This window comes from Ideonella flava (assembly GCF_051857595.1).
Classification (GTDB): domain Bacteria; phylum Pseudomonadota; class Gammaproteobacteria; order Burkholderiales; family Burkholderiaceae_C; genus Ideonella.
The window spans coordinates 209,173-230,135 of the sequence record NZ_JBPZHD010000010.1; the positions used below are offsets into that span (position 1 = coordinate 209,173).

Annotated in this window: 16 protein-coding genes; 9 read left to right on the forward strand and 7 right to left on the reverse strand. The window is 70.1% G+C overall.

What is annotated here, in order from left to right; genetic code table 11:
- Positions 1 to 84: 84 nt before the first annotated feature.
- From ACS5PM_RS22305 to ACS5PM_RS22325, 5 genes are all read left to right on the forward strand, one after another.
- Entirely contained in the window at positions 85 to 1,161 is a 1,077-nt protein-coding gene (locus ACS5PM_RS22305; protein ID WP_439389901.1) for a DUF748 domain-containing protein, read from the forward strand.
- Positions 1,162 to 1,387: 226 nt separating this feature from the next.
- The gene (locus ACS5PM_RS22310; RefSeq protein WP_439389902.1) at positions 1,388 to 4,177 is read left to right on the forward strand and encodes a TonB-dependent receptor; all 2,790 of its coding nucleotides are present in this window, start codon (positions 1,388 to 1,390) and stop codon (positions 4,175 to 4,177) included.
- Positions 4,178 to 4,271: 94 nt separating this feature from the next.
- Positions 4,272 to 5,027: a DUF1223 domain-containing protein gene (locus ACS5PM_RS22315; protein WP_439389903.1), complete on the forward strand. Its 756-nt coding sequence runs from the start codon at positions 4,272 to 4,274 to the stop codon at positions 5,025 to 5,027.
- Between the two features lie 64 nt (positions 5,028 to 5,091).
- Complete coding sequence (gene pdxR, locus ACS5PM_RS22320; RefSeq protein ID WP_439389904.1) at positions 5,092 to 6,540, forward strand: MocR-like pyridoxine biosynthesis transcription factor PdxR; 1,449 nt, start codon at positions 5,092 to 5,094, stop codon at positions 6,538 to 6,540.
- A gap of 21 nt (positions 6,541 to 6,561) precedes the next feature.
- Positions 6,562 to 7,146: a hypothetical protein gene (locus tag ACS5PM_RS22325; protein ID WP_439389905.1), complete on the forward strand. Its 585-nt coding sequence runs from the start codon at positions 6,562 to 6,564 to the stop codon at positions 7,144 to 7,146.
- A 20-nt stretch (positions 7,147 to 7,166) separates the two neighbouring features.
- Here ACS5PM_RS22325 and ACS5PM_RS22330 read toward each other — a convergent pair whose 3' ends face one another.
- Entirely contained in the window at positions 7,167 to 9,101 is a 1,935-nt protein-coding gene (locus tag ACS5PM_RS22330) for a PAS domain-containing hybrid sensor histidine kinase/response regulator (protein ID WP_439389906.1), read from the reverse strand.
- A 295-nt stretch (positions 9,102 to 9,396) separates the two neighbouring features.
- Between ACS5PM_RS22330 and ACS5PM_RS22335 the strand changes: the two genes are divergently transcribed.
- Positions 9,397 to 11,745, forward strand: coding sequence for a YgiQ family radical SAM protein (locus tag ACS5PM_RS22335; RefSeq protein ID WP_439390063.1), 2,349 nt, complete (start codon positions 9,397 to 9,399; stop codon positions 11,743 to 11,745).
- Position 11,746: 1 nt separating this feature from the next.
- On the opposite strand, the gene ACS5PM_RS22340 is transcribed toward ACS5PM_RS22335, so the two are convergent.
- Positions 11,747 to 13,726 carry an alpha/beta hydrolase family protein gene (locus ACS5PM_RS22340; RefSeq protein WP_439389907.1) on the reverse strand — a complete coding sequence of 660 codons (1,980 nt, stop codon included), beginning with the start codon at positions 13,724 to 13,726 and terminating at the stop codon, positions 11,747 to 11,749.
- A gap of 131 nt (positions 13,727 to 13,857) precedes the next feature.
- Between ACS5PM_RS22340 and ACS5PM_RS22345 the strand changes: the two genes are divergently transcribed.
- Positions 13,858 to 15,072, forward strand: a complete 1,215-nt coding sequence (locus ACS5PM_RS22345) for a peptidoglycan-binding domain-containing protein (RefSeq protein WP_439389908.1) — start codon at positions 13,858 to 13,860, stop codon at positions 15,070 to 15,072.
- Here ACS5PM_RS22345 and ACS5PM_RS22350 read toward each other — a convergent pair whose 3' ends face one another.
- The 3 genes from ACS5PM_RS22350 to ACS5PM_RS22360 form a co-directional block, all read right to left on the reverse strand.
- Positions 15,073 to 15,756 (reverse strand): hypothetical protein, encoded by a 684-nt coding sequence (locus ACS5PM_RS22350; RefSeq protein WP_439389909.1) that lies wholly within the window; start codon positions 15,754 to 15,756, stop codon positions 15,073 to 15,075.
- Between the two features lie 79 nt (positions 15,757 to 15,835).
- The gene (locus ACS5PM_RS22355; protein WP_439389910.1) at positions 15,836 to 16,447 is read right to left on the reverse strand and encodes a GNAT family N-acetyltransferase; all 612 of its coding nucleotides are present in this window, start codon (positions 16,445 to 16,447) and stop codon (positions 15,836 to 15,838) included.
- Positions 16,447 to 16,710 (reverse strand): DUF2917 domain-containing protein, encoded by a 264-nt coding sequence (locus ACS5PM_RS22360; RefSeq protein ID WP_439389911.1) that lies wholly within the window; start codon positions 16,708 to 16,710, stop codon positions 16,447 to 16,449. Before ACS5PM_RS22360 ends, ACS5PM_RS22355 begins: the two co-directional genes overlap by 1 nt.
- A 166-nt stretch (positions 16,711 to 16,876) precedes the next feature.
- Here ACS5PM_RS22360 and gcvA point away from each other — a divergent pair, with 166 nt between their 5' ends.
- Positions 16,877 to 17,821 (forward strand): transcriptional regulator GcvA, encoded by a 945-nt coding sequence (gcvA, locus tag ACS5PM_RS22365; protein WP_439389912.1) that lies wholly within the window; start codon positions 16,877 to 16,879, stop codon positions 17,819 to 17,821.
- A 302-nt stretch (positions 17,822 to 18,123) separates the two neighbouring features.
- Here gcvA and ACS5PM_RS22370 read toward each other — a convergent pair whose 3' ends face one another.
- Entirely contained in the window at positions 18,124 to 18,573 is a 450-nt protein-coding gene (locus ACS5PM_RS22370) for a carboxymuconolactone decarboxylase family protein (RefSeq protein ID WP_439389913.1), read from the reverse strand.
- 56 nt (positions 18,574 to 18,629) lie between these two features.
- A complete protein-coding gene (locus ACS5PM_RS22375; RefSeq protein ID WP_439389914.1) occupies positions 18,630 to 19,547 on the reverse strand; it encodes an RNA polymerase sigma-70 factor in 918 nt (305 codons plus the stop codon).
- 317 nt (positions 19,548 to 19,864) lie between these two features.
- Here ACS5PM_RS22375 and ACS5PM_RS22380 point away from each other — a divergent pair, with 317 nt between their 5' ends.
- Positions 19,865 to 20,902 carry a tetratricopeptide repeat protein gene (locus ACS5PM_RS22380; RefSeq protein ID WP_439389915.1) on the forward strand — a complete coding sequence of 346 codons (1,038 nt, stop codon included), beginning with the start codon at positions 19,865 to 19,867 and terminating at the stop codon, positions 20,900 to 20,902.
- The last annotated feature ends 61 nt before the right edge of the window (positions 20,903 to 20,963 follow it).

Genomic DNA, 20,963 nt, shown 5'->3' on the forward strand with positions numbered 1-20,963 from the left:
CGGGAGCAGGCAGCACGCTGGTCGCCATTGCACGCTGGCGTGCGCCTGAGCAGCCGCCCGGCGGGCTGCCGGGACAATATCGGCATGTCCCGTCGCCGCCTGCTCCTCCTGGCCATCGCCGCCCTCGTCTTCGTCACCGCGCTGTTCGCCGCCTACCACGTCGCCCTTCAGCGGCTGGATGGCGCCTTGCGGCAGGCGCTGGGGCCGCGCGCCAGCGTGGGGGCGATCGAGCTCGGGCTGACCGGGCTGACGGTGCGCGACCTGCACGTCGCCGCCGGCCCCGGCTGGCCGGCCGACGAGGAGCTGCACGCCGGCACCGTGCAAGTGCGGCCCGACCTGGCGAGTGCCTTCGGCGGCGCCTGGCGAGTGCAACGCATAGAGGTGGACGACGTGCGCTTGGTGCTGCTGCGCACGCGCGAGGGAAAGCTCCGGCTGCTGCCTTCGATGCTCGAGTCGCGTGCCCCGGCCCAGCCCGCTGCCGCAGCGAGTGCGCCATCGACGCAGGTCCTCATCGACCACGTGGTGCTTCGCCGCGCGCAGGTCGATCTCTACGACGCGAGCCTGAAGCTGGCGCGCCCGCATCGGGTGCAGCTGGCCGACCTGAACGCGCAGCTCGACACGCTGGCCGTGCCCGCCTTCGACCAGCCGATGAAGCTCGACCTCGACGCCGTGTTCAAGGGCCCGACGCACGATGGCCAGCTCGAACTCAAGGGGACGCTGACACCTTCCACGCGGGACGCGCAACTTCACGGCGAGTTGCGCGGGGCGGACCTGCTCGCCTTGCAACCCTATCTCCTGAAGGTGGCCGACGGCGGCGTCAAGAAGGGCCAGCTCGACCTCGCGATGGACGCCCGCGTGCAGGCCCAGAAGCTCAAGGCGCCCGGGCACCTGCGGCTGTCCGGCCTGGAACTCGCCGAAGGCTCCGGCGTGGTGGGCCGCTTCGCCGGCATGTCGCGCCAGGCCGCGCTCGCCGCGCTGAAGAAGCGCGACACGATCGAGCTGAACTTCACCCTCGAAGGCCGGCTCGACGACCCCGGCTTCTCGGTCAACGACAGCCTGGCGATGCGCTTCGGCGCCGGCCTGGCCGACGCGCTGGGCGTGAGCATGGAGGGCGTGGTGGAGGGCGTGGAGAAGGTCTTCAAGGGGCTGCTCGGGCATTGAGGCCCCCACGCCCCCTGCCGGGGGCTGCCCCCCGGGGGGGCTCGCGCAGCGGCCCGGCAAAGCCGGATCCGCGCACGCCCTTGACGGCGGGAGCACCCAGGAGCGAACCACAGCGGCGGTGGCGATTGGGCCCTTGGGCCCCTGGCGGATTGGGCCCTTCGGCACGAATGGGCCCTCCTAGGATCGGCCCCGAAACGGATCCGTCGATCCGGGGGAGACCGCCGTGATGCCATCGCTCCGCCCTCGTCTGGCCTGCACCGCCTGGCGTGCCACGTGCATCGCCTGCGCCATCTGGACCAGTTGGCCCGCTGCGGCGCAGACCCCCTCGGCCGACGAGCCCGAGGCCGCCGCGGACAAACCCCAGCGAGTCGAGATCACCGGCTCTTCGATCAAGCGAATAGACGCCGAGACCGCGCTGCCGGTGCAGGTGCTGCGGCGCGAGGACATCCAGGCCACCGGCGCGGCCACCACCGAGCAACTCCTCACGCGCATCTCGGCCGCCACCAGCAACGGCATCGTGACGCCCTCGATGGCCGCCGGCGCCACCACCGGCGGCATCTCCAGCGCTTCGCTGCGCGGCCTGTCGGGCACGCGAACTCTCATCCTGATCAATGGCCGGCGCGTCAGCGCCTTCGGGGCGATAGGCGACAGCGTGTCGGTGGACGTCAACTCGATTCCGCTGGCGGCCATCGAACGCATCGAGATCCTCAAGGACGGCGCCTCGGCCATCTACGGCAGCGATGCGGTGGCGGGCGTCATCAACTTCGTGCTGCGGCGCGACTACCGTGGCGGCGAACTGTCGCTCGAGTACGGCGCCTCGACGCAGGGCGATGGCGGCATCGGCCGCTTCAGCGCCGTCTGGGGCCACGGCGACGCGGCCAGCGACGGCTACAACATCACGCTGATCGGCACCTACCAGAAGGAGCAAGGCCTGTTCGGCCGCGACCGCGACTTCGCGAGGTCGAGCGTCAACGTCGCCCACAACAACGACACGACCTCGGGCAACTCCTTCCCGGCCAACATCTTCTTCAACGGCCACAGCTACAACCCGATGGCGCCCGACCAATGCGCGCCCTCGGTGTCCAGCCCGTTCTTCGGCCCTGCCGTCTGCCGCTACGACCCCGCACCGGATGTGCAGCTCGTGCCGCCCACCGAGCGCCTGGGCTTCATGGCCAACGCCATCGTCCCGCTGGGCCAGGATTTCGAGGCCTTCGGCGAGTTCTCCATCGCCCGCAACGAGGTCAACACCGTCATCCAGCCAGTGCCCATCTCGGACCAGTTCGCGCTGCCGCCCCACCACCCGCTGTTCAACGTCGCGCCCTACAACGGCAACGCGACGATCGTGCTCAAGCCGGACTCGCCGTACTACCCGACCGACTTCGTGCAGGGCATCGTCGGTGCGGGCAACCCGCTGCCCGACGTGCTGGTGCGCTACCGATCCGTGGCCACTGGCCCGCGCGACATCACCGACACCATCGAGCCGGTGCGCGGCGTGCTCGGCGTGCGCGGAAGCTGGCGCGGCTGGGACGTGGACGCCGCGCTGCTGCACAGCGAGTCCAAGGTCACCGAAGACGTCAACGGCGGCTTCCCCGCCTACAGCAAGATCCTGCCGCTGCTCAACAGCGGCCAGGTCAACTTCTTCGGCCCCAACACGCCCGACGTGCAGGCACTGATCGACGACACGCAGTACCACGGCAACTCCTATGTCAACAAGACGGGGCTGACGAGCCTCGCGGCCCGCGTCTCCGGCGAGCTCATGCCACTGGGCGGGGGCGGACTCGGGCTGGCGCTGGGCGGCGAATTCCGGCGCGAGTCGTACGAGTCCTCGCCGAGCGCCGCGATCCAGTCGGGCGACATCACCGGCTACGGCGGCAACTTCCTGCCGGTGGACCGCTCCCGCAAGGTCGCCGCCGTGTTCGGCGAGCTCAACGCGCCTCTGGTCAAGGGCTTCGAGGCCAACTTCGCGGTGCGCTACGACAAGTACCAGGGCTCCGGTTCGGCCACCACGCCCAAGGCCAGCCTGCGCTGGCAGCCCATGCCGCAGCTGCTGCTGCGCGCCTCGGTGGGCCGCGGCTTTCGCGCGCCCAGCCTGACGGACCTCTACGGCCCGCAGGTCAGCGGCGTGTCGGCCAACGGCCAGAACGACCCGTTGCGCTGCGGCATCGACGGCAACAACAGCTCCAACGACTGCGCGACGCAGTTCCCCATCCTGGCCGGCGGCAACCCCGACCTGCAATCCGAACGCAGCCGCAACGCGACGATCGGCCTGGTGCTCGAGCCGGCGAGTGGCGTGTCGATCGGCCTGGACGCCTTCGACATCCACCTGAAGAACACCATCATCGCGGGCGTGCCGGTGGCGACCATCCTGGGCGACATCGATCGCTTCGGCGACCTCGTGCACCGCGGCCCCGTGCAGCCCGAATTCCCCAACCTGCCTGGCCCCATCGTTCGCATCGACCAGTTCGCGCTCAACCTGGGCCAGACGCGCATCCAGGGCGTGGACCTGGACGCCAAGCTGCGCCTGCCCAGGACCGAGTACGGCAGCTTCAGCGTCAACCTCACCGGCACCTGGTTCCACCGCTACGACGTGCAGGATCTCGACGGGACCTTCTCGCCCGGCATCGCCGATGCCAACAGCCTGGCCAGCGCCAACGCCGCCGGCATCGTGCCGCGCTGGAAGCACTACCTCGCGCTGAACTGGCGGCAGGGCCCGTGGTCGGCCACGCTGGCGCAGAACTTCCAGACCGGCTACCGCGACGTCCCCGGGACCTTCGAGGACACCGAGGACCCGGCCTACCGCTACCACCACGTTTCCTCGTACACGACCTATGACGTGCTGGCCGGCTACCGCGTCAACAAGCAGCTGGAGCTGGCCTTGGGCGTCAAGAACGTCCTCGACACCGACCCGCCCTACACCAACAACGGCGGCCAGTCCTTCTTCCAGGCGGGCTACGACCCGAGCTATGTCGACCCGCGAGGCCGCTTCGTCTACCTGCGTGCGAACTGGACCTTTTGAAATGGTGCCCCCACGCTCCCTCTGGTCGCTGCCCCCCAAGGGGGCTCGCGCAGCGGACCGGCGAAGCCGGATCCGCGCACGCCCATGGCTGGGCGTGACGGTCTGCGCCCTATCGGTAGGGATTGCCAGTGCTGCACCCCTGGACTGCCGCCTCGCGCCGGCCACCGGCAAGCGCGTGCTCGCCGAGCTGTTCAGTTCGGAAGGCTGCGATGCCTGCCCGCCGGCCGAACGCTTGTTCGCGGGACTCGCGCCGGGGCCGGAGCAGGTTGCCATCGTCTGGCATGTCGACTACTTCGATGCCCAGGGTTGGAAGGACCGGTTTGCGCTGCCTGAGTCGAGCCGGCGGCACCAGTCCCTGGCGATGCGGCAGCCCGGGCCGAAGATCGTCGCCACGCCCCAGGTCTACCTGGATGGCGCGGCCTTCAACGACTGGCGCGACGCACGGACTCTTCGCTCGCGCGTGCTGCGGGGAGCGTCTGCAACGCCCGCGTTGACGCTCGCATTCACGCAGGTCGATCGCAGCGACGCAGGTTGGCAACTGCAGCTCGGGATCGACGCAGGGGCGGCCGCTCCCACGCCGCTGAGGTGGCAGGCCGTGCTGCTGCAAAGCGGACTGAGTTCGCAGGTCTCGCAGGGGGAGAACCAGGGCCTCACGCTGCTGCACGGGCATGTCGTGCGCAGCGCGACCGGGCCGCTGGCGGCGTCGGGTGAAGCGCCGCCGCGCACTGTGCGCCTGCAACTGCCCGCCGCGTCCACGCCACCCGCGGCCGAGGGCGAGATCGACCTCGTCGCCTGGGCCGAGGATGTCGAGGGCAAGGTGCTCAACGCCACCTGGGCCCGTTGCCCGTGATGCCGCCATTGGCCTGCCACACTCCTTTTCGTTGACGAGCTCATGCCAGCGACAAGGACCCGCCATGCACCTCGACCTCGACGGCCAAGGCCCGCAGTACCTGCAGCTCAGCCGTGCCATCCGGCACGCCGTGCAACAGGGCCGCATAGCCGGCGGCACGCGCCTGCCTGCCACGCGCGAGCTGGCCCAGACGCTCGGCCTGGCGCGCAACACCGTCCGGGCCGCCTACGAGCACTTGAGCACGGTGGGACTGCTGCAAGGGCGCATCGGGGCCGGCAGCTTCATCGCCGACAAGCTGCCGCCGCCGGCCGCCTTGCCTGCCGCAGCCGCGCCGATGGAAGACCACGCCCGCGCCGCCGCGCCATCCGACTACGCGCGGCGTGCACGCGAGCTGGAACCGGAATTCGCGCGCTGGCGCTACCGGCCCGGACTTCGCTACAACCTGCAGTACGGCGAGCCCTTCACCGACGCCCTGCTGCCGGAGCAGTGGCGCAACGAGCTGGCCCGCGCAGCGCTGTATACCGGGCCCGGCTATGCGCCGGTGCAAGGGCTGCCGGTCCTGCGCGAGGCGGTGTGCGACTACCTGCGCACACGGCGCGCGGTGGTCGCCACGCCCGAGGACGTGATCATCGTCGCCGGCACCCAGCAGGGGCTGTCCCTCGCGGCCCGCGTGCTGCTGGACGAGGGCGACACCGCGGTGGTGGAGGAACCCGGCTATTTCTCGGTGCGACAGACGCTGAGCGCCCACGGGGCCCGGGTCCTCGGCGTGACTGTCGACCGCTTGGGGCTGGTCACATCGAAGTTGCCGGACCAGCGGCCGGGACTCGTCTTCGTCACGCCCTCGCACCAGTTCCCCCTCGGCGCCGTCATGAGCCAGCGGCGACGGCAGGAACTGCTGCGTTATGCCGACCGCCACGACAGCTGGATCGTCGAGGACGACTACGACGCCGAGGTGCGCTACGACGGCCGGCAGGTGGCCGCGCTGCGCTCGATCGACAAGGGCGACCGCGTGATCTTCATCGGCAGCTTCTCCAAGGTGCTCTCGCCGTCGCTGCGGCTGGCCTACCTGGTGGCGCCCAGGGGACTGCGGCACGACTTCGTCAATGCCAAGCGCCTGGCCGACATGGGCTGTCCGGCCATAGAGCAGGCGGCCCTGGCGCATTTCATGAGCAGTGGCGGGTTCGAGAGGCACCTGCGGCGCGTGGTGCGTGCGCTGCGCGCCAGGCGCAAAGCCCTCGTCGACACGCTTCACCTGCATGCGGGCGAGGCACTGTCGCTGCAGGATGGCCACGCCGGCATGCATCTGGTCGGCTGGCTCAAGGGTCGCGCCGCCGCCCAGCCCGCGGCGCTCGTCGCGCGAGCGGCCTCGCTCGGCCTGGGCCTGCATCCCCTGTCTGACCACTACGTGGCCCCCCCGCCCGCGCCGGCCCTGCTTTTCGGCTTCGCCGCGCTCTCGCCCAGCGAGATCGAGTCCGCCGGCCGGCTGCTCGCCCGCGCCCTGGAAGCCCTGTGACCCCGAAGAAGGAGGGCCGACATGCCGACCGACACCTCGTCCGCGCTGCAACGCCTGCTGCGATTCACCCTGCTGGCCGGCGGCACTGCAGCATTGCTCGATGCCACGCTGGCGTGCACCTACTGGGGCATCGCGCGGGGCAGCACGCCGATGGCGATCTTCCAGAGCGTCTCGGCCGGGCTGCTCGGCCGCGAGGCCTTCAGCGGCGGACCACCGACGGCCTGGCTAGGCGTGGCGCTGCACCTGTTCATCGCCAGCAGCATGGCCCTGGCCTACGGCGTGATGGCGCTGCGCTGGCCGGCCCTGTTGCGGCCGCCGGCGTGGGCCAGCGGCCTGGCCTACGGGCTGGTCCTGTACGGCGTGATGCACCTGGTGGTGTTGCCCCTGTCGCGCGCCATGCCGCCCCCGACGATGTGGAGCTGGCGGGTCGCGGACATCGGCAGCCACCTCTTCTTCGTCGGCCTGCCGATCGCCTGGCTTGCCAAACGATGGGTCGGCACGGCCCCCTGCCGAAGGCCCGCCCCCGGGCACCCACGAGGCGCCCTTCCTGACCCTGGGGCTCGCGTGGATGGACCGGCAGAGCCGGATCCGCCAGCCCACGCCTAGAGACACGTCAGCTCGTCGAGCTAGCTGGCCGACGCGCGGCGGGCCGCACGCTGGATGACCTTGACCAGGGGGTCCAGGGCCACCGGCTTGGTGAGGTGTTCGTCGAAGCCGGCGCCGCGCGTGCGTTCGCGGTCGGCGCGCTGGCCATAGCCGGTCATGGCAGCGATGTAGACGGGGTGCTCGAGTCGCGCCCGCAGGCGCTGGATGATTTCGAAACCGCCCTCTCCGGGCATGTTCAGGTCCAGCAGGATCAGCGTAGGGCGCACCGTGCCGGCCAGCTGCAGGGCCTGCTCGGAGCCATAGGCGGCGTGCGCCTCGTGACCCAGCTGCTCGAGCAGCATCACCATGGAGTCGGCCGAATCGTGGTTGTCGTCGACCACCAGCACGCGCATGTCGTCGGCCCGCTGCGGAGCGCTGCCCCGCCCCGCCTCCCGCGTCCCGGACGAGGGCTGGCACGGCAGCACCAGCTCGAAGCTGGCTCCCCGGCCACGGCCCTCGCTGTGGGCCGTCAGGCTGCCGCCGTGCAGTTCGGTCAGGGTGCGGGCCAGGGTCAGGCCGATGCCGAGGCTGCTTTCCGAAGGGTTGCGCTCCACGCCATGCTCCTGCTCGAACAGGCCGAAGATGCTCTCCAGGGCTTCCGGTGCGATGCCCTGTCCGTTGTCGAGCACGCGGGTGATGCTGCGCGAGCCGACCACGGTCGCCGTCAGGATGACCTCGCCGCCTTCGGGCGTGTAGCGGGCGGCGTTGGACAGGAGGTTGTGCAGCACCTGCGCCAGGCGCGTGGGGTCGCCGCGCATGGGGATGTGCTCGGCCACCTCCACCTGCAGCTGGTGGCGCTTGGCCGCCATCAAGGGGCGCGCCGCCTCGGCACTGGCCAGCACGATCTCACGGTAGTCGAGGTCCTGTCGCTGCAGTGAAATCTTGCCCGTGGCGATGCGGCCCACGTCGAGCAGGTCGTCGACCAGGCGCGTCAGCTGCCGCGCCTGGCGGTCGATCATGTCGCCCATGCGGTCGACCACGGGCGGCAGGTCGGGCTGCATGCGCAGCACGTTGACCGCGTTGCGGATGGGCGCCAGCGGATTGCGCAGCTCGTGCGCGAGCATGGCGATGAACTCGTTCATGTGCCGGCTGGCGCGCTCGAGCTCCAGCAGCCGGCGCTGCTCGGTCAGGTCGCGGGTGACCTTGGCAAAGCCTCGCAGCACGCCGTCGCGATCGAGCACCGGCGTGATGATCACGTTGGCCCAGAAGAGGCTGCCGTCCTTGCGGACCCGTTGCTCTTCCAGCTCGGCGCGGCCGGTGCGCAAAGCCTGGCCCAGCTCCTGCTCGGGCCGCCCGGCCGCTACGTCGTTCTGCGGGAAGAACATCGAGAAGTGGCACGACAGGACCTCGCTGGCCGTGTAGCCCATGATGGCCGTGGCGCCGGCATTCCAGGTCAGCACGCGGCCCGAGGTGTCCAGCATGAACAAGGCGTAGTCCTTGACGGCCTCGAGCATCAGGCGCAACTGCTCCTCGCTGCGCCGCAGCTCCTCTTCCTGCTTGCGCCGCTCGGTGAGGTCGCGCGTGACCTTGGCGAAGCCCTGCAGCCGGCCCCTGGGATCGCGCAGCGCCGTGATGACCACGCTGGCCCAGAAGCGCGAGCCGTCCTTGCGGACGCGCCAACCCTCGTCCTCGATGCGGCCGTTGGCGATGGCGCGGCGCAGTTCCTCTCGTGGCCAGCCCTCGGCCACCTTTTCAGGCGGGTAGAAGCGCTCGAAGGATTGGCCGATGATCTCTTCCGGCCGGTAGCCCTTGATCCGCTGGGCTCCCGCGTTCCAGCTGGCCACCCGCCCCTCGCTGTCCAGCATGAAGATCGCGTAGTCGCTGACGCTTTCCACCAGCAGCCGGAAGCTCTTCTCGGAAGATCTCAGCTCTGCTTCATCGGGCGGCGGGTTCGGCAGCGTCGTGGTGGGCGTCATCAGCTGGGATCGGTTCGGCAGACGGGCGGCTCGCGGCCGCGGAACTTGAGAAGGGGGAGCAATCGTCATGCCCTGCTGTGTCTGGGGACAAACGTGCCGAATGCACGGTGCGCCACGGGAGTGCAAAGGGCCGAATCCACACGCGAGCGCGAAAACCCGGGTCGAACGACAATAGAGGGTTGGCCGCTTCTTTACGGCAATAGCCGCCGCTTTCGTGACCGCCCCTTCTTCCGACACCTCCCTCCGCCCCTCCCCCCGGCCGCCCGCCGCCCCGGCGGCCAAGGGCGCCAAGCCGCTGACCGCCTACCGCCCGTTCTGGGCCCGGCGCTTCGGCACCGCGCCCTTCCTGCCGATGAGCCGGGCCGAGATGGAGGCGCTCGGCTGGGATTCGTGCGACATCGTCATCGTCACCGGCGACGCCTACGTCGACCACCCGAGCTTCGGCATGGCGGTGATCGGCCGGGTGCTGGAGGCGCAGGGCTTTCGCGTCGGCATCATCGCCCAGCCCGACTGGCAATCGGCCGACCCGTTCAAGGCGCTGGGCCGGCCCAACCTGTTCTTCGGCGTCACCGCCGGCAACATGGATTCGATGATCAACCGGTACACCGCCGACCGGAAGATCCGCAGCGACGACGCCTACACCCCCGGCAACGTCGGCGGCAAGCGGCCCGACCGGGCGAGCCTGGTCTACGCCCAGCGCTGCAAGGAGGCCTTCAACGACGTGCCCATCGTGCTGGGCGGCATCGAGGGCTCGCTGCGCCGCATCGCCCACTACGACTACTGGCAGGACAAGGTCCGGCGCTCCATCCTGGTCGACGCCAAGGCCGACCTGCTGTTGTACGGCAACGCCGAACGCGCCATCGTCGAGATTGCGCATCGCCTGGCCGCTCGCGAGCCGGTCGAGCACATCACCGACGTGCGCGGCACCGCCTTCATCCGCCGCGCCGGCGACCCCACCGCCGAAGGCTGGTTCGAGCTCGACTCGACCGAGGTCGACCGTCCCGGCCGCATCGACGATCACATCAACCCATACGGGTGGGAAGAGGCCGGCGAAACCTGCGCGCGCGAGGCATCCGATCAGCCTGCGCTCCTCAAAGGCCCCGCTTCATCCGCCCAGCCCCAGCAGCCGGGCGAAGGCATCCCGCGCGAGGCCACCATCGCCCTGCCGGTGAGCCGCCGGCCCGCCGCCACCGGCCGCGTGGCGATGCCCCCGCGCGAGAAGACGGTCATCCGCCTGCCGAGCTACGAGCAGGTCCGCAGCGACCCGGTCCTCTACGCCCACGCCAACCGGGTGCTGCACCTGGAAACCAACCCCGGCAACGCCCGCGCGCTGGTGCAGCGCCATGGCGAAGGCAAGACGGCGCGCGAGGTCTGGATCAACCCGCCGCCCATCCCGCTCGCCACCGCCGAGATGGATCACGTCTTCGACCTGCCCTACGCCCGTTCGCCGCACCCGGCCTACGCGGACGAGAAGGGCAGCCACGACGGCGCGACCAAGATCCCGGCGTGGGAGATGATCCGCTTCTCGGTCAACATCATGCGGGGCTGCTTCGGCGGCTGCACCTTCTGCTCCATCACCGAGCATGAGGGGCGCATCATCCAGAGCCGGTCCGAGGATTCGGTGATCCGCGAGATCGAGGAGATGCGCGACAAGACCAAGGGCTTCACCGGCGTCGTCTCCGACCTCGGCGGCCCGACGGCCAACATGTATCGCCTGGCGTGCAAGAGCCCCGAGATCGAGGCCGCCTGCCGCAAGCCCAGCTGTGTCTACCCCGGCATCTGCCCCAACCTCGGCACCGACCACGGCCCGCTGGTCAAGATGTACCGCCGCGCCCGCGCGCTGCCCGGCGTCAAGAAGATCCTCATCGGCTCCGGCCTGCGCTACGACCTGGCCGTCAAGTCGCCCGAGTACGTGAAGGAGCTGGTGCAGCACCACGTGGGCGGCTACCTCAAGATCGCGCCCGAGCACACCGAGGGCGGGCCGCTGTCGAAGATGATGAAGCCGGGCATAGGCGCCTACGACCAGTTCAAGGCGATGTTCGACAAGTTCAGCGCGGAGGCTGGCAAGCAGCAGTTCCTCATCCCCTACTTCATCGCCGCCCACCCGGGCACGAGTGACGAGGACATGATGAACCTGGCGCTCTGGCTCAAGCGCAACGGCTTCCGCGCCGACCAGGTGCAGACCTTTTACCCCAGCCCCATGGCCACGGCGACGGCGATGTACCACACCGGCCTGAACCCGCTGAAGGGCATCCACCGCGACCCGGGCCGGGGTGGCGAGACGGTGGACATCGTCCGCGGCGACCGCCGCCGGCGCCTGCACAAGGCCTTCCTGCGCTACCACGACGCGAACAACTGGCCGCTGCTGCGCGAGGCGCTGAAGGAGATGGGCCGCGCCGACCTGATCGGCAACGGCAAGCACCACCTCATCCCGACGTGGCAGCCCGCCACCGACGGCAGCTACCAGAGCGCGCGGCGCAGCAATTCGACGCCGGCGCCAGGTGCCAAGAAGGGCATTGCCTTGAAGACTGCGCAGCCCGTCAAGGGCCGCATCCTCACCCAGCACACCGGCCTGCCGCCGCGGGACAACGGCAGCCAGCCGGCGCGGCCAGGAAAGCCGCCGGCGCGCAAGTCCGGGCGCTGACTCAGCGGCTGGCCGGCGCCGCCGCGGCGGCCGGCGCGGCCAGGTGCTCGCCCAGGAAGGCCTCGACCTCCCGGTAGAACTCCGTGCGCTGCAGCTGGCCGCTCAGGTGGTGGTCGCCGCCTTCCTGCCGCACGAACCTGAATCGCTTGCCGGCGCTTTTGAGTGCATCGGCCATGGTTTCGCTCTGCTCGAAAGGCACGCTGCGGTCCAGCGTGCCGTGCAGCAGCAGCACCGGCGCCTTGAACTGCCCGGCCAGGCGGCTCGGCGAGGTGGCCTTGAGCCGGTCCCTGTCCGACCACAGCGAGCCGACCTGTTCGGCATACACCCCGCGGCCGTTGACGAACTGGGCCTCATGGGCACCGAGATCGATCAGGTCGCTCACGCCCGCGAAGCTGACGACGCACCGGTACAGCTCCGGCGTCTTCGCGCCACCCATCAGCGCAGCATAGCCGCCATAGCTGGCGCCGACGATGCACACGCGGGCGGGGTCGGCCACGCCGCTTTCGGTGAGCCACTTCACCGCGTCGGTCAGGTCGTCCTGCATCTCCAGCCCCCAGCGCCTGAGGCCGGCACTCATGTGCGCATGCCCGAAGCCCGCCGAGCCGCGGAAGTTGACCTGCAGCACGGCGTAGCCGCGGTCGGCCAGGAACTGCACCAGCGGATCGAAGTCGTTCGAGTCCATCGCGACGGGGCCCCCATGCGGCAGCAGCACGGTGGGCAGCCCCTTGGGCGATGGATTCCCGGAAGGCAAGGTCAACAGCACCGGCAGACGGGTACCGTCGCGCGCGCCGATCGTCAGGCTGCGCTTGCGCGGCAGGTCGAGGCCGGACAGCGCCGGATACTCTTCGACCAGCAGGCTCAGCGTGCCTTCGTCCTTCAGGCCGACGTAGTACTGGCCGGGCACGCCGTTGCCCGAGGAGTACAGCAGGTAGCGCTTGCCATCCTCGCTCAGTTCGAGCAGGTGGTTGCGCCGCTGCGGCAGCGCCTGGTCGATGGAGGACAGCAACTGCTTCGTGGCCTCGTCCCAGATGCCGACCGTGGCGTCGCCGTGCAGCCCCACCCGTGCGCCGATGACCTCATGCGTCCCGGGCGCTCGCATCAGGCTGCCACCGACATCCATGCGCTCGTTGGCCAGTAGCAGCTTTCGGGGCAACCGCGGGTCAGCGAGGTCCACCGCGAAGATGCCCTGGCGTCCCTCATGATCGGCATGGACATACAAGCTGTTCGGATCGGTACCGAAGCCCATCGGCCAGACGGCCTCGCGGTCGAACAGGCCGAATGACCAGGCGGTGCGCCAGTTCGACCCGTCGGGGTTGCAGACCAGCACCTCCACCTGGGCGTCACGCTGCCGGATTCCCACTCGCACGCGGTGCGAAAGGTCGGTGATCCACTCGTACACGTTGGACCGGCCGGACTGGACCGGAACACGGCGCCCGGTGTCCACGTCGACGCGGTAGACGCCGGGAGTGGATTCACCGGTGTCGGTCAGCTGCAGAAGGAGGTGGTGGCCATCCTCCGGCAGCCAGTCCACCACACGATCCTGGAACTGGGCGCGTTCGCGATGGTCATCGAAGTGGCTGTAGCGCACCAGGTTGTTGACGCCCGTCCCGTCCCGCTTGATCGACAGCAGCCGCGTCTCGGCCACCTCGACCCAGCCGCGCTGGCTCGGGTACATCACGCTCATCACCAGGCGCTCGTTGTTGACCCAGCGGATCCACTGGAAGCGGAACTCGCGGTTGTCGGTCTTGAGCAGCGCCTTCACGGGTGGGCTGCCCATCAGCTCGCGCGTGATCAGCACCGTCTCCTTGCCGACGTTCATCAGCGCGGCATAGCGCTCGCCGTCAGGCGACAAGGTCACCTCGTCGACCGCTGGCAGCCCGGCAAAGGCCTCCAGCGGGAGGGCAGCCCGGACCTCGCTCAAGCCAGCCAGCAGCGCAGCGGCTGCCAGCCAGTGCCGCCAATCGATCATTCCCGCGCCCATCCCTGTCCTTCTTCCCTCATTCTCGGCGTCGCATCCGCGGCCGACATGATAGAGATAGGGGAGGCGCCGCCGGGACGGCAGCGCCATACTTCGCCGCGCGGCCCACGTCCGCGGCCGCAGGAGGCTCGACCATGATCGAACTCGGCTGCCACGATGCCGGCGTCTCCGACGCCGCCTGCCAGGCCTACTGCACTGAACTCGAGCGACTCACCCAGCTGAAACTGGCCGAGGTGAAGCCCGGGATCGACAAGATCCAGGTGCGCCCGATGGCGCCGGATGCCGGCGTGACCATGACCATCGCCGACGTGCAGAAGGCGCTGAAGCAGATCGGCTTCTTCCCCGGGGGCCAGGCGGACGGCATCTGCGGCTACCGCACCCAGTCCGCCATCCGCCTGTTCCAGGAATACCTGCGCTCGTTCGAGGGACAGGCCGGCGTGGTGCCGGACGGCCGCTTCGGACCGGTCACCCAGGGTCATCTGCGCCGCTGGCTGGACCAGGGCCTGCAGACGGCCTGGGCTCCCACCATCGAGGCCTGGCGTGCGGGCACGCTGGCCGCCGGCGAGTACACCGACTGGCTGGGCCTGATCGCCCACGCCAAGGAGAGCCAGTCCGCCGCCCCCAGCCGCATCGCGCAGATGGTCGGCGCCTTCGGCAAGCCGACCGACACCCTGGCGCCGGCGAAATGGGACACCTCCGGCGCCGGGCACGTGCACCTCGTGGGCATCCGGCGCGAGCAGATCACCGGCAAGTTCGACGACCTCTTCGTGCTGCTGGTCAAGGGCCTGGTGTTCAAGTTCCAGGGCTCGACCGAACCGGGCGCGACCCAGAATCCCAAGGGCCTGCCCTTCCTCGTGCCGGGCCAGCACGACTACCGCTTCGGCTGGCACAAGTCCACCTACCTCGCGCTGCGCCCGCTCGCCAACGGCGTGCTGGTCGTGCGTTCGGCCGACAAGCGGCTCGACGAGGGCGACCTCGCCCACGGCCTGGAGGCCAACACCACCATCAACATCCACTGGGGCGGCCGCGGGCAGAACCGCGACGTGGCCACCTGGTCCGAGGGCTGCCAGGTGATCAACGGCAGCGTCTACCTGGCGCCGGACGGCCGACTCATCGACTGCGCGGCCTTCGCCGCCATCAACCAGGACGAGCTGCAATCCAATCCGAAGAAGACACGCGGCGCCTTCAACGTCGTGGTGGACCTGGTCACCGCCCTGGCGAGCGACCTGCCGGGCAACACGGTGAAGTACACGCTGCTGCCCGAGGCCGACCTGGCGATGTCGCCCGTGCTCGCCGAGCGCATGGCCACCAACCGCGAGCGGGTGGCCAAGGCGGTCGGGCTGGCCTGATCAATCGGCCGGCAGCTCTGGCGGGCTCCGCCGGCCGTAGGTGACCCCCAGCGCGGCCAGTTCGGCGACGACGGCCTCCTGCTCCATCGCCGATTCGGCGATGAAGTGACCGGCGCCGGCGACGATCACGTGCGTGCACGGGCGGCCGCGGTCGGCGAGTGCCAGGCGAAGGACAGAGGTATCCGGCCAATCATCGTGTTCGCCCTCGATGAAGAGCACGCGGTCATCGAGGGGAACATCGCCGGGCGCGTGCGTGCCCTGGCCCGCCAGGACGATCGTCAGCTCGGCGATCGTCCCGAACGCAGCGACCACATCGCACGCGCCCGATCCTCCGAGGCTGTAGCCGCACAGGACCATGCGCTGGAACTCACCGCGCAGCGATGCCATGAAGCGGGCGACGGATGCCGGGTCCCACGCTTCCCCGGCCTCGAGATGAGGGCAGCACACCGGCGAGTCGATGGCATGAGTGCCTGACACCAGGGTCGCCGGCAAGCCATAGTCGAGAACCCGGCGAGGGTCGCCACCTCGCTCGCCAGCGCCATGCAGGAAGACAACGCCGACCTGGGAAGCTGGCCGTGGAGGGTCCACCCGCAGGTAGCTGAACCCGGAGCATGGATCCCGCTTCGCCTGCACCCTGGAGTGCCCGGCCGCGGGGCCCAGGCGGGTGTCGATGTCGTCGTCCATGAACTGAAGGCAAAGGCCCTCGCAGCGCACAAGCCGGCATGCTCTCACGAGTTGCCGGCGACTCCGCAACGCGGGGGGGTCACGTGGACGCAAGCCCGTAGACCACCTGCACCAGCGAAGGTCCGTCCGGATGCGGTCGGGTGGTCGCGCCCAGGCCGCGCATGAGCACGATCATGCGGCGGTTCTCGGGCAGCACATCACCCACCAGCGCGTCCAGGCCCTGTGCCTTGGCGTGACGGGCGAGGCGGGCCATCAGCGCGCGGCCCAGGCCCAGGCTCTGCCACTCGTCGGCCACGGCGATGGCGAACTCGGCCTCGTTCGTGCCGGCCAGGCGCACGTAGCGCGCGTCGGCCACGATCTCGGGCTCGGCATCCGGGGCGCGCGAGTCGTCCTGCACCTGGGCGACCAGCGCGACGTGGTCGCGGTAGTCGATCTCGGTCATCTGCCTGAGCGTGCTCGGGCTGAGCTGGCGCAGACCCACGTGGAAGCGCTTGTGCCGGCTGGCCAGCGACAGGCCGGTGACGAAGCGCTGCTCGGCGTCGGCATCCTGCGGCAGGATGGGTCGCAACACGACCGACCGCTGGCCCGGCAGGTTGAGCCGGTCGATCATGCCGGCCGGGTAGCGGTGGATGCGGAAGGTCGGCGGGGCCACGCCCTCCTGCAGTTGCTCGATGAAGGCCGAGGCGTCCATCACGCGGCTCCGGCCACGAGGCGCAGCGGCCCGGGCAGCAGGTCCATGACCGCCGGGCCGCCCAGGGACGACACGAGGAGCGAGGCATCGTCCGGGATCTCGAAGCTGTCGCCGACCTCGAGCACCACGTCGCGTGGATCGTTGTCGACGGTGACCCACAAGGTTCCTGCGACGCTGGCCAGTCGAGCCGCACGGGCCTCGCTCAGTCGCGTGCTCTGGCCGGGTTCGATCAGCAGTCGGGTGGAGCGGGCGGTGATCAACATGACGGACTCCCGGGAGGCCCTGATGGGGTGGTTTCCGCATGCGTGGTCGGCATGCATGTGACGCTGCCCAAGAGTTCTTGCGTCAGCGTCGGCGTGGAGCGAATATGCGGCCGCCCGGGTGCGGCTGACAAACGATGATTCGGAACCTCAAGCATTCCCGCCACGCATGCAAAACCTCAAGCTGCCCGACAAGCTGCCGCCGCTGGACCTGCTGGCCTCCTTCGAGGCTGCCGCGCGCCACCTGAGCTTCACCCGCGCCGCGGCCGAGCGCTTCGTCACCCAGTCCGCGATGAGCCGGCAGATGCGGGCGCTGGAGGACGACCTGGGCGTGGCTCTGTTCACACGCAGCCACCGCGCCCTCGCCCTCACCGCCGACGGCCAGCGCCTGTTCACCGCATGCACCAGCGCGCTGGGCACGCTGCGAGGCGCAGTGCGCGACATCCGCACGCCCACCCGGCGCGAGGTGCTGGCGCTGACCACGACCCCCGGCTTCGCAGCGCTGTGGCTGATCCCGCGCCTGGCCGGCTTCACCCGCAGCCACCCGGGCGTCGACGTGCGGCTGGACGCCACCTTCGACAACCGCAACCTCGCGGCAGACGGCTTCGACCTCGCCATCCGCTTCGCCAAGATCGGCAAGATCCCGGGCGCCACTCGACTGTTCGACGAAGCGTTGCAGCCGGTGTGCAGCCCGCGCCTGCTCAGCGACAACGAGCACCCCCTGCGCGAACCGGCCGACCTGGCGCGGCATCCGCTGCTGCACATCGAGATGGACAACGACGTGGGCGGCATGCCGATGGAGTGGGAGCCCTGGCTCACCGCCATGGGCCTGGCCGACCTGCAGCCGGCCGCGCGCCTGAGCTTCACCAACTATGCCGAGGCCATCGCGGCCGCCTTGGCCGGCCACGGCGTGGCCATGGGCCGCCGGCCGCTGGTCGATGCGCTGCTCAAGAGCGGGCAGCTGGTGGCACCGTTCGCTGGCGAAGCCGCCTCGGCGCGCGGCTACTACATCGTCACCGACCCGGCCGCACGGGCCCGGCCCGCGGTGCGGGCGCTGGAGCAGTGGCTGGTCGCGCAGGCGGCGGCGGCCGTGCCGGCCGCCACCGCCGCCTAGGGAGCTCGGCTCCCTAGGCGGCGGGGCCGAATGTTCAGCTCCCCCGAGCCCCCTCTAGCGTGCTCCCTGTGGGAACACGCTAGAGGCCGTACATGGGCCCCCTCCAAGCGGGGGCTCCAGCCAGTCCGTCGAAGGGCGCGGCCACTCGTCAATCATGCTGGAGCCTCCCTCCCGGAGGGAGGCTGGTGGGAGCCCATTGCATGCTGGAGCCCCCGCTCGGAGGGGGCTGGGGGAGCCTATGTGCGGCCGCAGGCCATGGCCTTTGGCCATGGCCATTGCCTTTGCCAGCCTGAGGCTGCGCCTCAGGCTGGCACCGGGTTGCGGAAGCCCACGTTGAGCAGGTTCCAGGCGTTGATGGTCGCGATGGTGAACCCCAGGTCGGCGATCTCTGCGTCGTTGAAGTGGACCTGCAGCCGGGCGAACTCCTCGTCGCTGGCATCGCTGTGCGGAGTGGCGGTGATGATCTCGGCCCAGCGCAGCGCGGCCTTCTCGCGCTCGCTGAAGAAGGGCGATTCGCGCCAGCCGGGCAGCGTGTTGAGCTCGCGCGGGTCGGCGTCCTGCTTGACCAAGTCGCGCCAATGCATGTCGATGCAGAACGCGCAGCCGTTGATCTGCGACACGCGCAGGAGCACGAGGTCGACGAGGCGTTTGCCCAGCGAGCTCTGGTGAACGATGTTCGACAGGTTGTACAGCGCCTGGAAGGCCTTGGGGGCGAGCTGGTGGTAGGCGATGCGCGGAGCGTGGGTTGACATGGTCGTTCCTTCTGGGTTGAGTGGCCGGTCGGCCGCTCATTCGGCCTTCCTGACCATCAAGACGGGCGGCCTTCGGCGCTTGTGACAGCCAGGGTCGTCGGGATCGCGGCCAGCTTGTCCGGATTGCGCACGGTGTAGATGGCGTGGATGCGTTCGCCGTCGGTGACGAAGGCCTGCGCCGATTCCAGACGACCCTCGACATAGCGCAGCAGGCCAGGTTCGCCGTTGATGAGGGCCAGCCGGTAGCTCACCTGATCGCCCAGCCGCAGGGACTGGGCCCAGTACAGGTTGGTGATGCGGTCCGCACCCAGCAGGACCTTGCCGAAGGTCGGCACCTTGCCGCCGCCATCGCCCATGACGGTCACGCCATCCGCCAGCAGGGACTTGATCGCCTGCCGCTCGCCGCTGGACACCGCGCGCATGAAGTTCTCGACGAGGCGCCGATGGGCGTCCGGCCGCACCTCGAAGCGCGGCCGCGCCTGCTGCACGCGCTCGGTGGCGCGATGAACCATCTGCCGACAGGCGGCCTCGCTGCGGTCCAGCAGGGCCGCGATCTCGTCGTAGTCATGCTCGAAGACCTGGCGCAGCAGAAAGGCCGCGCGTTCCTCCGGCGCCAGCCGCTCCATCGCCCACAGCAGCGCGAGCGACAGCTCCCCGGCGAGCTCCATCGCAGCTTCGGGCGTGCGGTGGTCGGCCTGCTCGACCAGGGGCTCGGGCAGCCACCAGCCGACGTAGGCCTCGCGCTCGGCCTTGGCGGCCCGCAGGCGATCGATCGCCAGCCGCGTCACCACCGTCACCAGCCAGGCTTCGGCCGACTGCAGCGTGCCGGGGTCGGTGCGGTGCCAGCGCAGCCAGGCGTCCTGCAGCACGTCCTCGGCGTCGGCGCGCGTGCCCAACATGCGGTAGGCGATGGCAAACAGGCGCGGGCGGGCGGCGGTGAAGACGGGGTCGGCGGAGGTGGGGTCAGTCGACATGGGTCCAGCATAAGTGGCGGGTTCCCATCAGACGAACCGGCAGCGCCGGTTGTGACAGCCGGGCCGCTCCCGCGGGGGTCAAGGCCGGAGAGCGACACCCGTCGCCTGGCGTCAAAACGTCATTCGAGCAAGCGACATTCCTGTTGCGCGGGCCCCCGCTCATCAAACAGGGGACAAAAAGTAGATGCTTCATGACAATTGCGCCGCCGCACGGCCTTAGGATGCGCGCTCCGCGCGACATGGGCAGCCCCCGCCACAAGCCAGGCTGCGGCGCGCGTAGCCGTCCCATCGATCGATGAGCCCTCGGTGAACCCGCGATGAGTGAACAGGTCTGTGTGCCGCCCGGCCCGCCCAAGGGCGTGAGTCATGTCCCCTTGCTGCGAAGCCGCGCCGCACGCAGCCGGCGAAACCGCGAAACCCGGCGCGACTGGCGCCCGCTGTGGTTGGCCAGCCCGGTGGTCGTGGCCGTCACCGTGGCCGCCACCCTGGGCCTGTGGAGCCCGCGAGGCGACGAGTCCGAGTCGCCCGATATCTGGGCTGTGCCCGCCCCGGCCGCTGCCGGTTCGGCCAGCGACCGGACGGGCAGCGGCGCCAGTCACCCGCAGGCGTCGCAGGATTTTCAGCAGGCCCAGGCCGCACTGCAGCTGCGGCGGCCGGACACCAACGCCGCCGCCCGCCGGCTCTACGAGTCGGCCATCCGCCAGGACCCTGCCTTCGCCCGCGCCTATGCCGGGCTCGCGATGACCTATGCCCTCGAGCAACAGCACGGCTGGGGCGCCGAGGCCGACGCCGGCGCCGCCCTGCAGCGCGCCAGCGAACTGGCGACGCAAGCCGTCCAGCTGGGCGCCGACCAGGCAGAGACGCATTGGGCCCTGGCCTATGTCGAGATGCTGCAGCGCCGGCACGCCGAAGCCCTGCAGGAGCTGGACCAGTCGCTGTGGCTCGACTCGTCGTATGCCGACGCCCTGGCGCTGCAGGCCGCCATCCAGATCTACGTCGGCGAGCCGGCGCGCGCCCTGCGCCTGGCACAGCAGGCGCTGCGTCTGAACCGCGATGCCACCTCGCTGTACCTGCTGCTGCTGGGCCGCGCGTACTACTTTCTCGGCAACACCGGCCAGGCGAGGCAGTATCTGGCGCAGTCCCTGCAACGCAACCCGCAGAACGTGGAGGCGAGGCTGTACATGGCCGCGGCGGAGCACGACGCCGGCCGTGACGATGCGGCGCGATGGCAGGTCACCGAGGCCCTGCAGCTCGATCCGGATCTGCGCGCCGAGGAGTGGCTCGCCAACTACCCGCTGGTGGACCCGGGCTCGCGGGACCGCTTGCGCAAGGCGCTGCAGGCCGTCGGCCTGTAGGCAGGGCGAGGCCGCGGCGGCGAGGCGTCTGCACGCCCGAGGCGGGCATCACAATCGCGGA

Excerpts from the sequence above, each read along its gene's own strand:
- ACS5PM_RS22330 (WP_439389906.1), bottom strand. The coding sequence starts at position 9,101 with ATGACGCCCACCACGACGCTGCCGAACCCGCCGCCCGATGAAGCAGAG.
- ACS5PM_RS22305 (WP_439389901.1), top strand. The coding sequence starts at position 85 with ATGTCCCGTCGCCGCCTGCTCCTCCTGGCCATCGCCGCCCTCGTCTTC.
- ACS5PM_RS22370 (WP_439389913.1), bottom strand. The coding sequence starts at position 18,573 with ATGTCAACCCACGCTCCGCGCATCGCCTACCACCAGCTCGCCCCCAAG.
- ACS5PM_RS22310 (WP_439389902.1), top strand. The coding sequence starts at position 1,388 with ATGCCATCGCTCCGCCCTCGTCTGGCCTGCACCGCCTGGCGTGCCACG.
- ACS5PM_RS22375 (WP_439389914.1), bottom strand. The coding sequence starts at position 19,547 with ATGTCGACTGACCCCACCTCCGCCGACCCCGTCTTCACCGCCGCCCGC.
- ACS5PM_RS22350 (WP_439389909.1), bottom strand. The coding sequence starts at position 15,756 with ATGGACGACGACATCGACACCCGCCTGGGCCCCGCGGCCGGGCACTCC.
- ACS5PM_RS22345 (WP_439389908.1), top strand. The coding sequence starts at position 13,858 with ATGATCGAACTCGGCTGCCACGATGCCGGCGTCTCCGACGCCGCCTGC.
- ACS5PM_RS22360 (WP_439389911.1), bottom strand. The coding sequence starts at position 16,710 with ATGTTGATCACCGCCCGCTCCACCCGACTGCTGATCGAACCCGGCCAG.
- gcvA (WP_439389912.1), top strand. The coding sequence starts at position 16,877 with ATGCAAAACCTCAAGCTGCCCGACAAGCTGCCGCCGCTGGACCTGCTG.
- ACS5PM_RS22325 (WP_439389905.1), top strand. The coding sequence starts at position 6,562 with ATGCCGACCGACACCTCGTCCGCGCTGCAACGCCTGCTGCGATTCACC.
- ACS5PM_RS22355 (WP_439389910.1), bottom strand. The coding sequence starts at position 16,447 with ATGGACGCCTCGGCCTTCATCGAGCAACTGCAGGAGGGCGTGGCCCCG.
- ACS5PM_RS22380 (WP_439389915.1), top strand. The coding sequence starts at position 19,865 with ATGAGTGAACAGGTCTGTGTGCCGCCCGGCCCGCCCAAGGGCGTGAGT.
- pdxR (WP_439389904.1), top strand. The coding sequence starts at position 5,092 with ATGCACCTCGACCTCGACGGCCAAGGCCCGCAGTACCTGCAGCTCAGC.
- ACS5PM_RS22340 (WP_439389907.1), bottom strand. The coding sequence starts at position 13,726 with ATGGGCGCGGGAATGATCGATTGGCGGCACTGGCTGGCAGCCGCTGCG.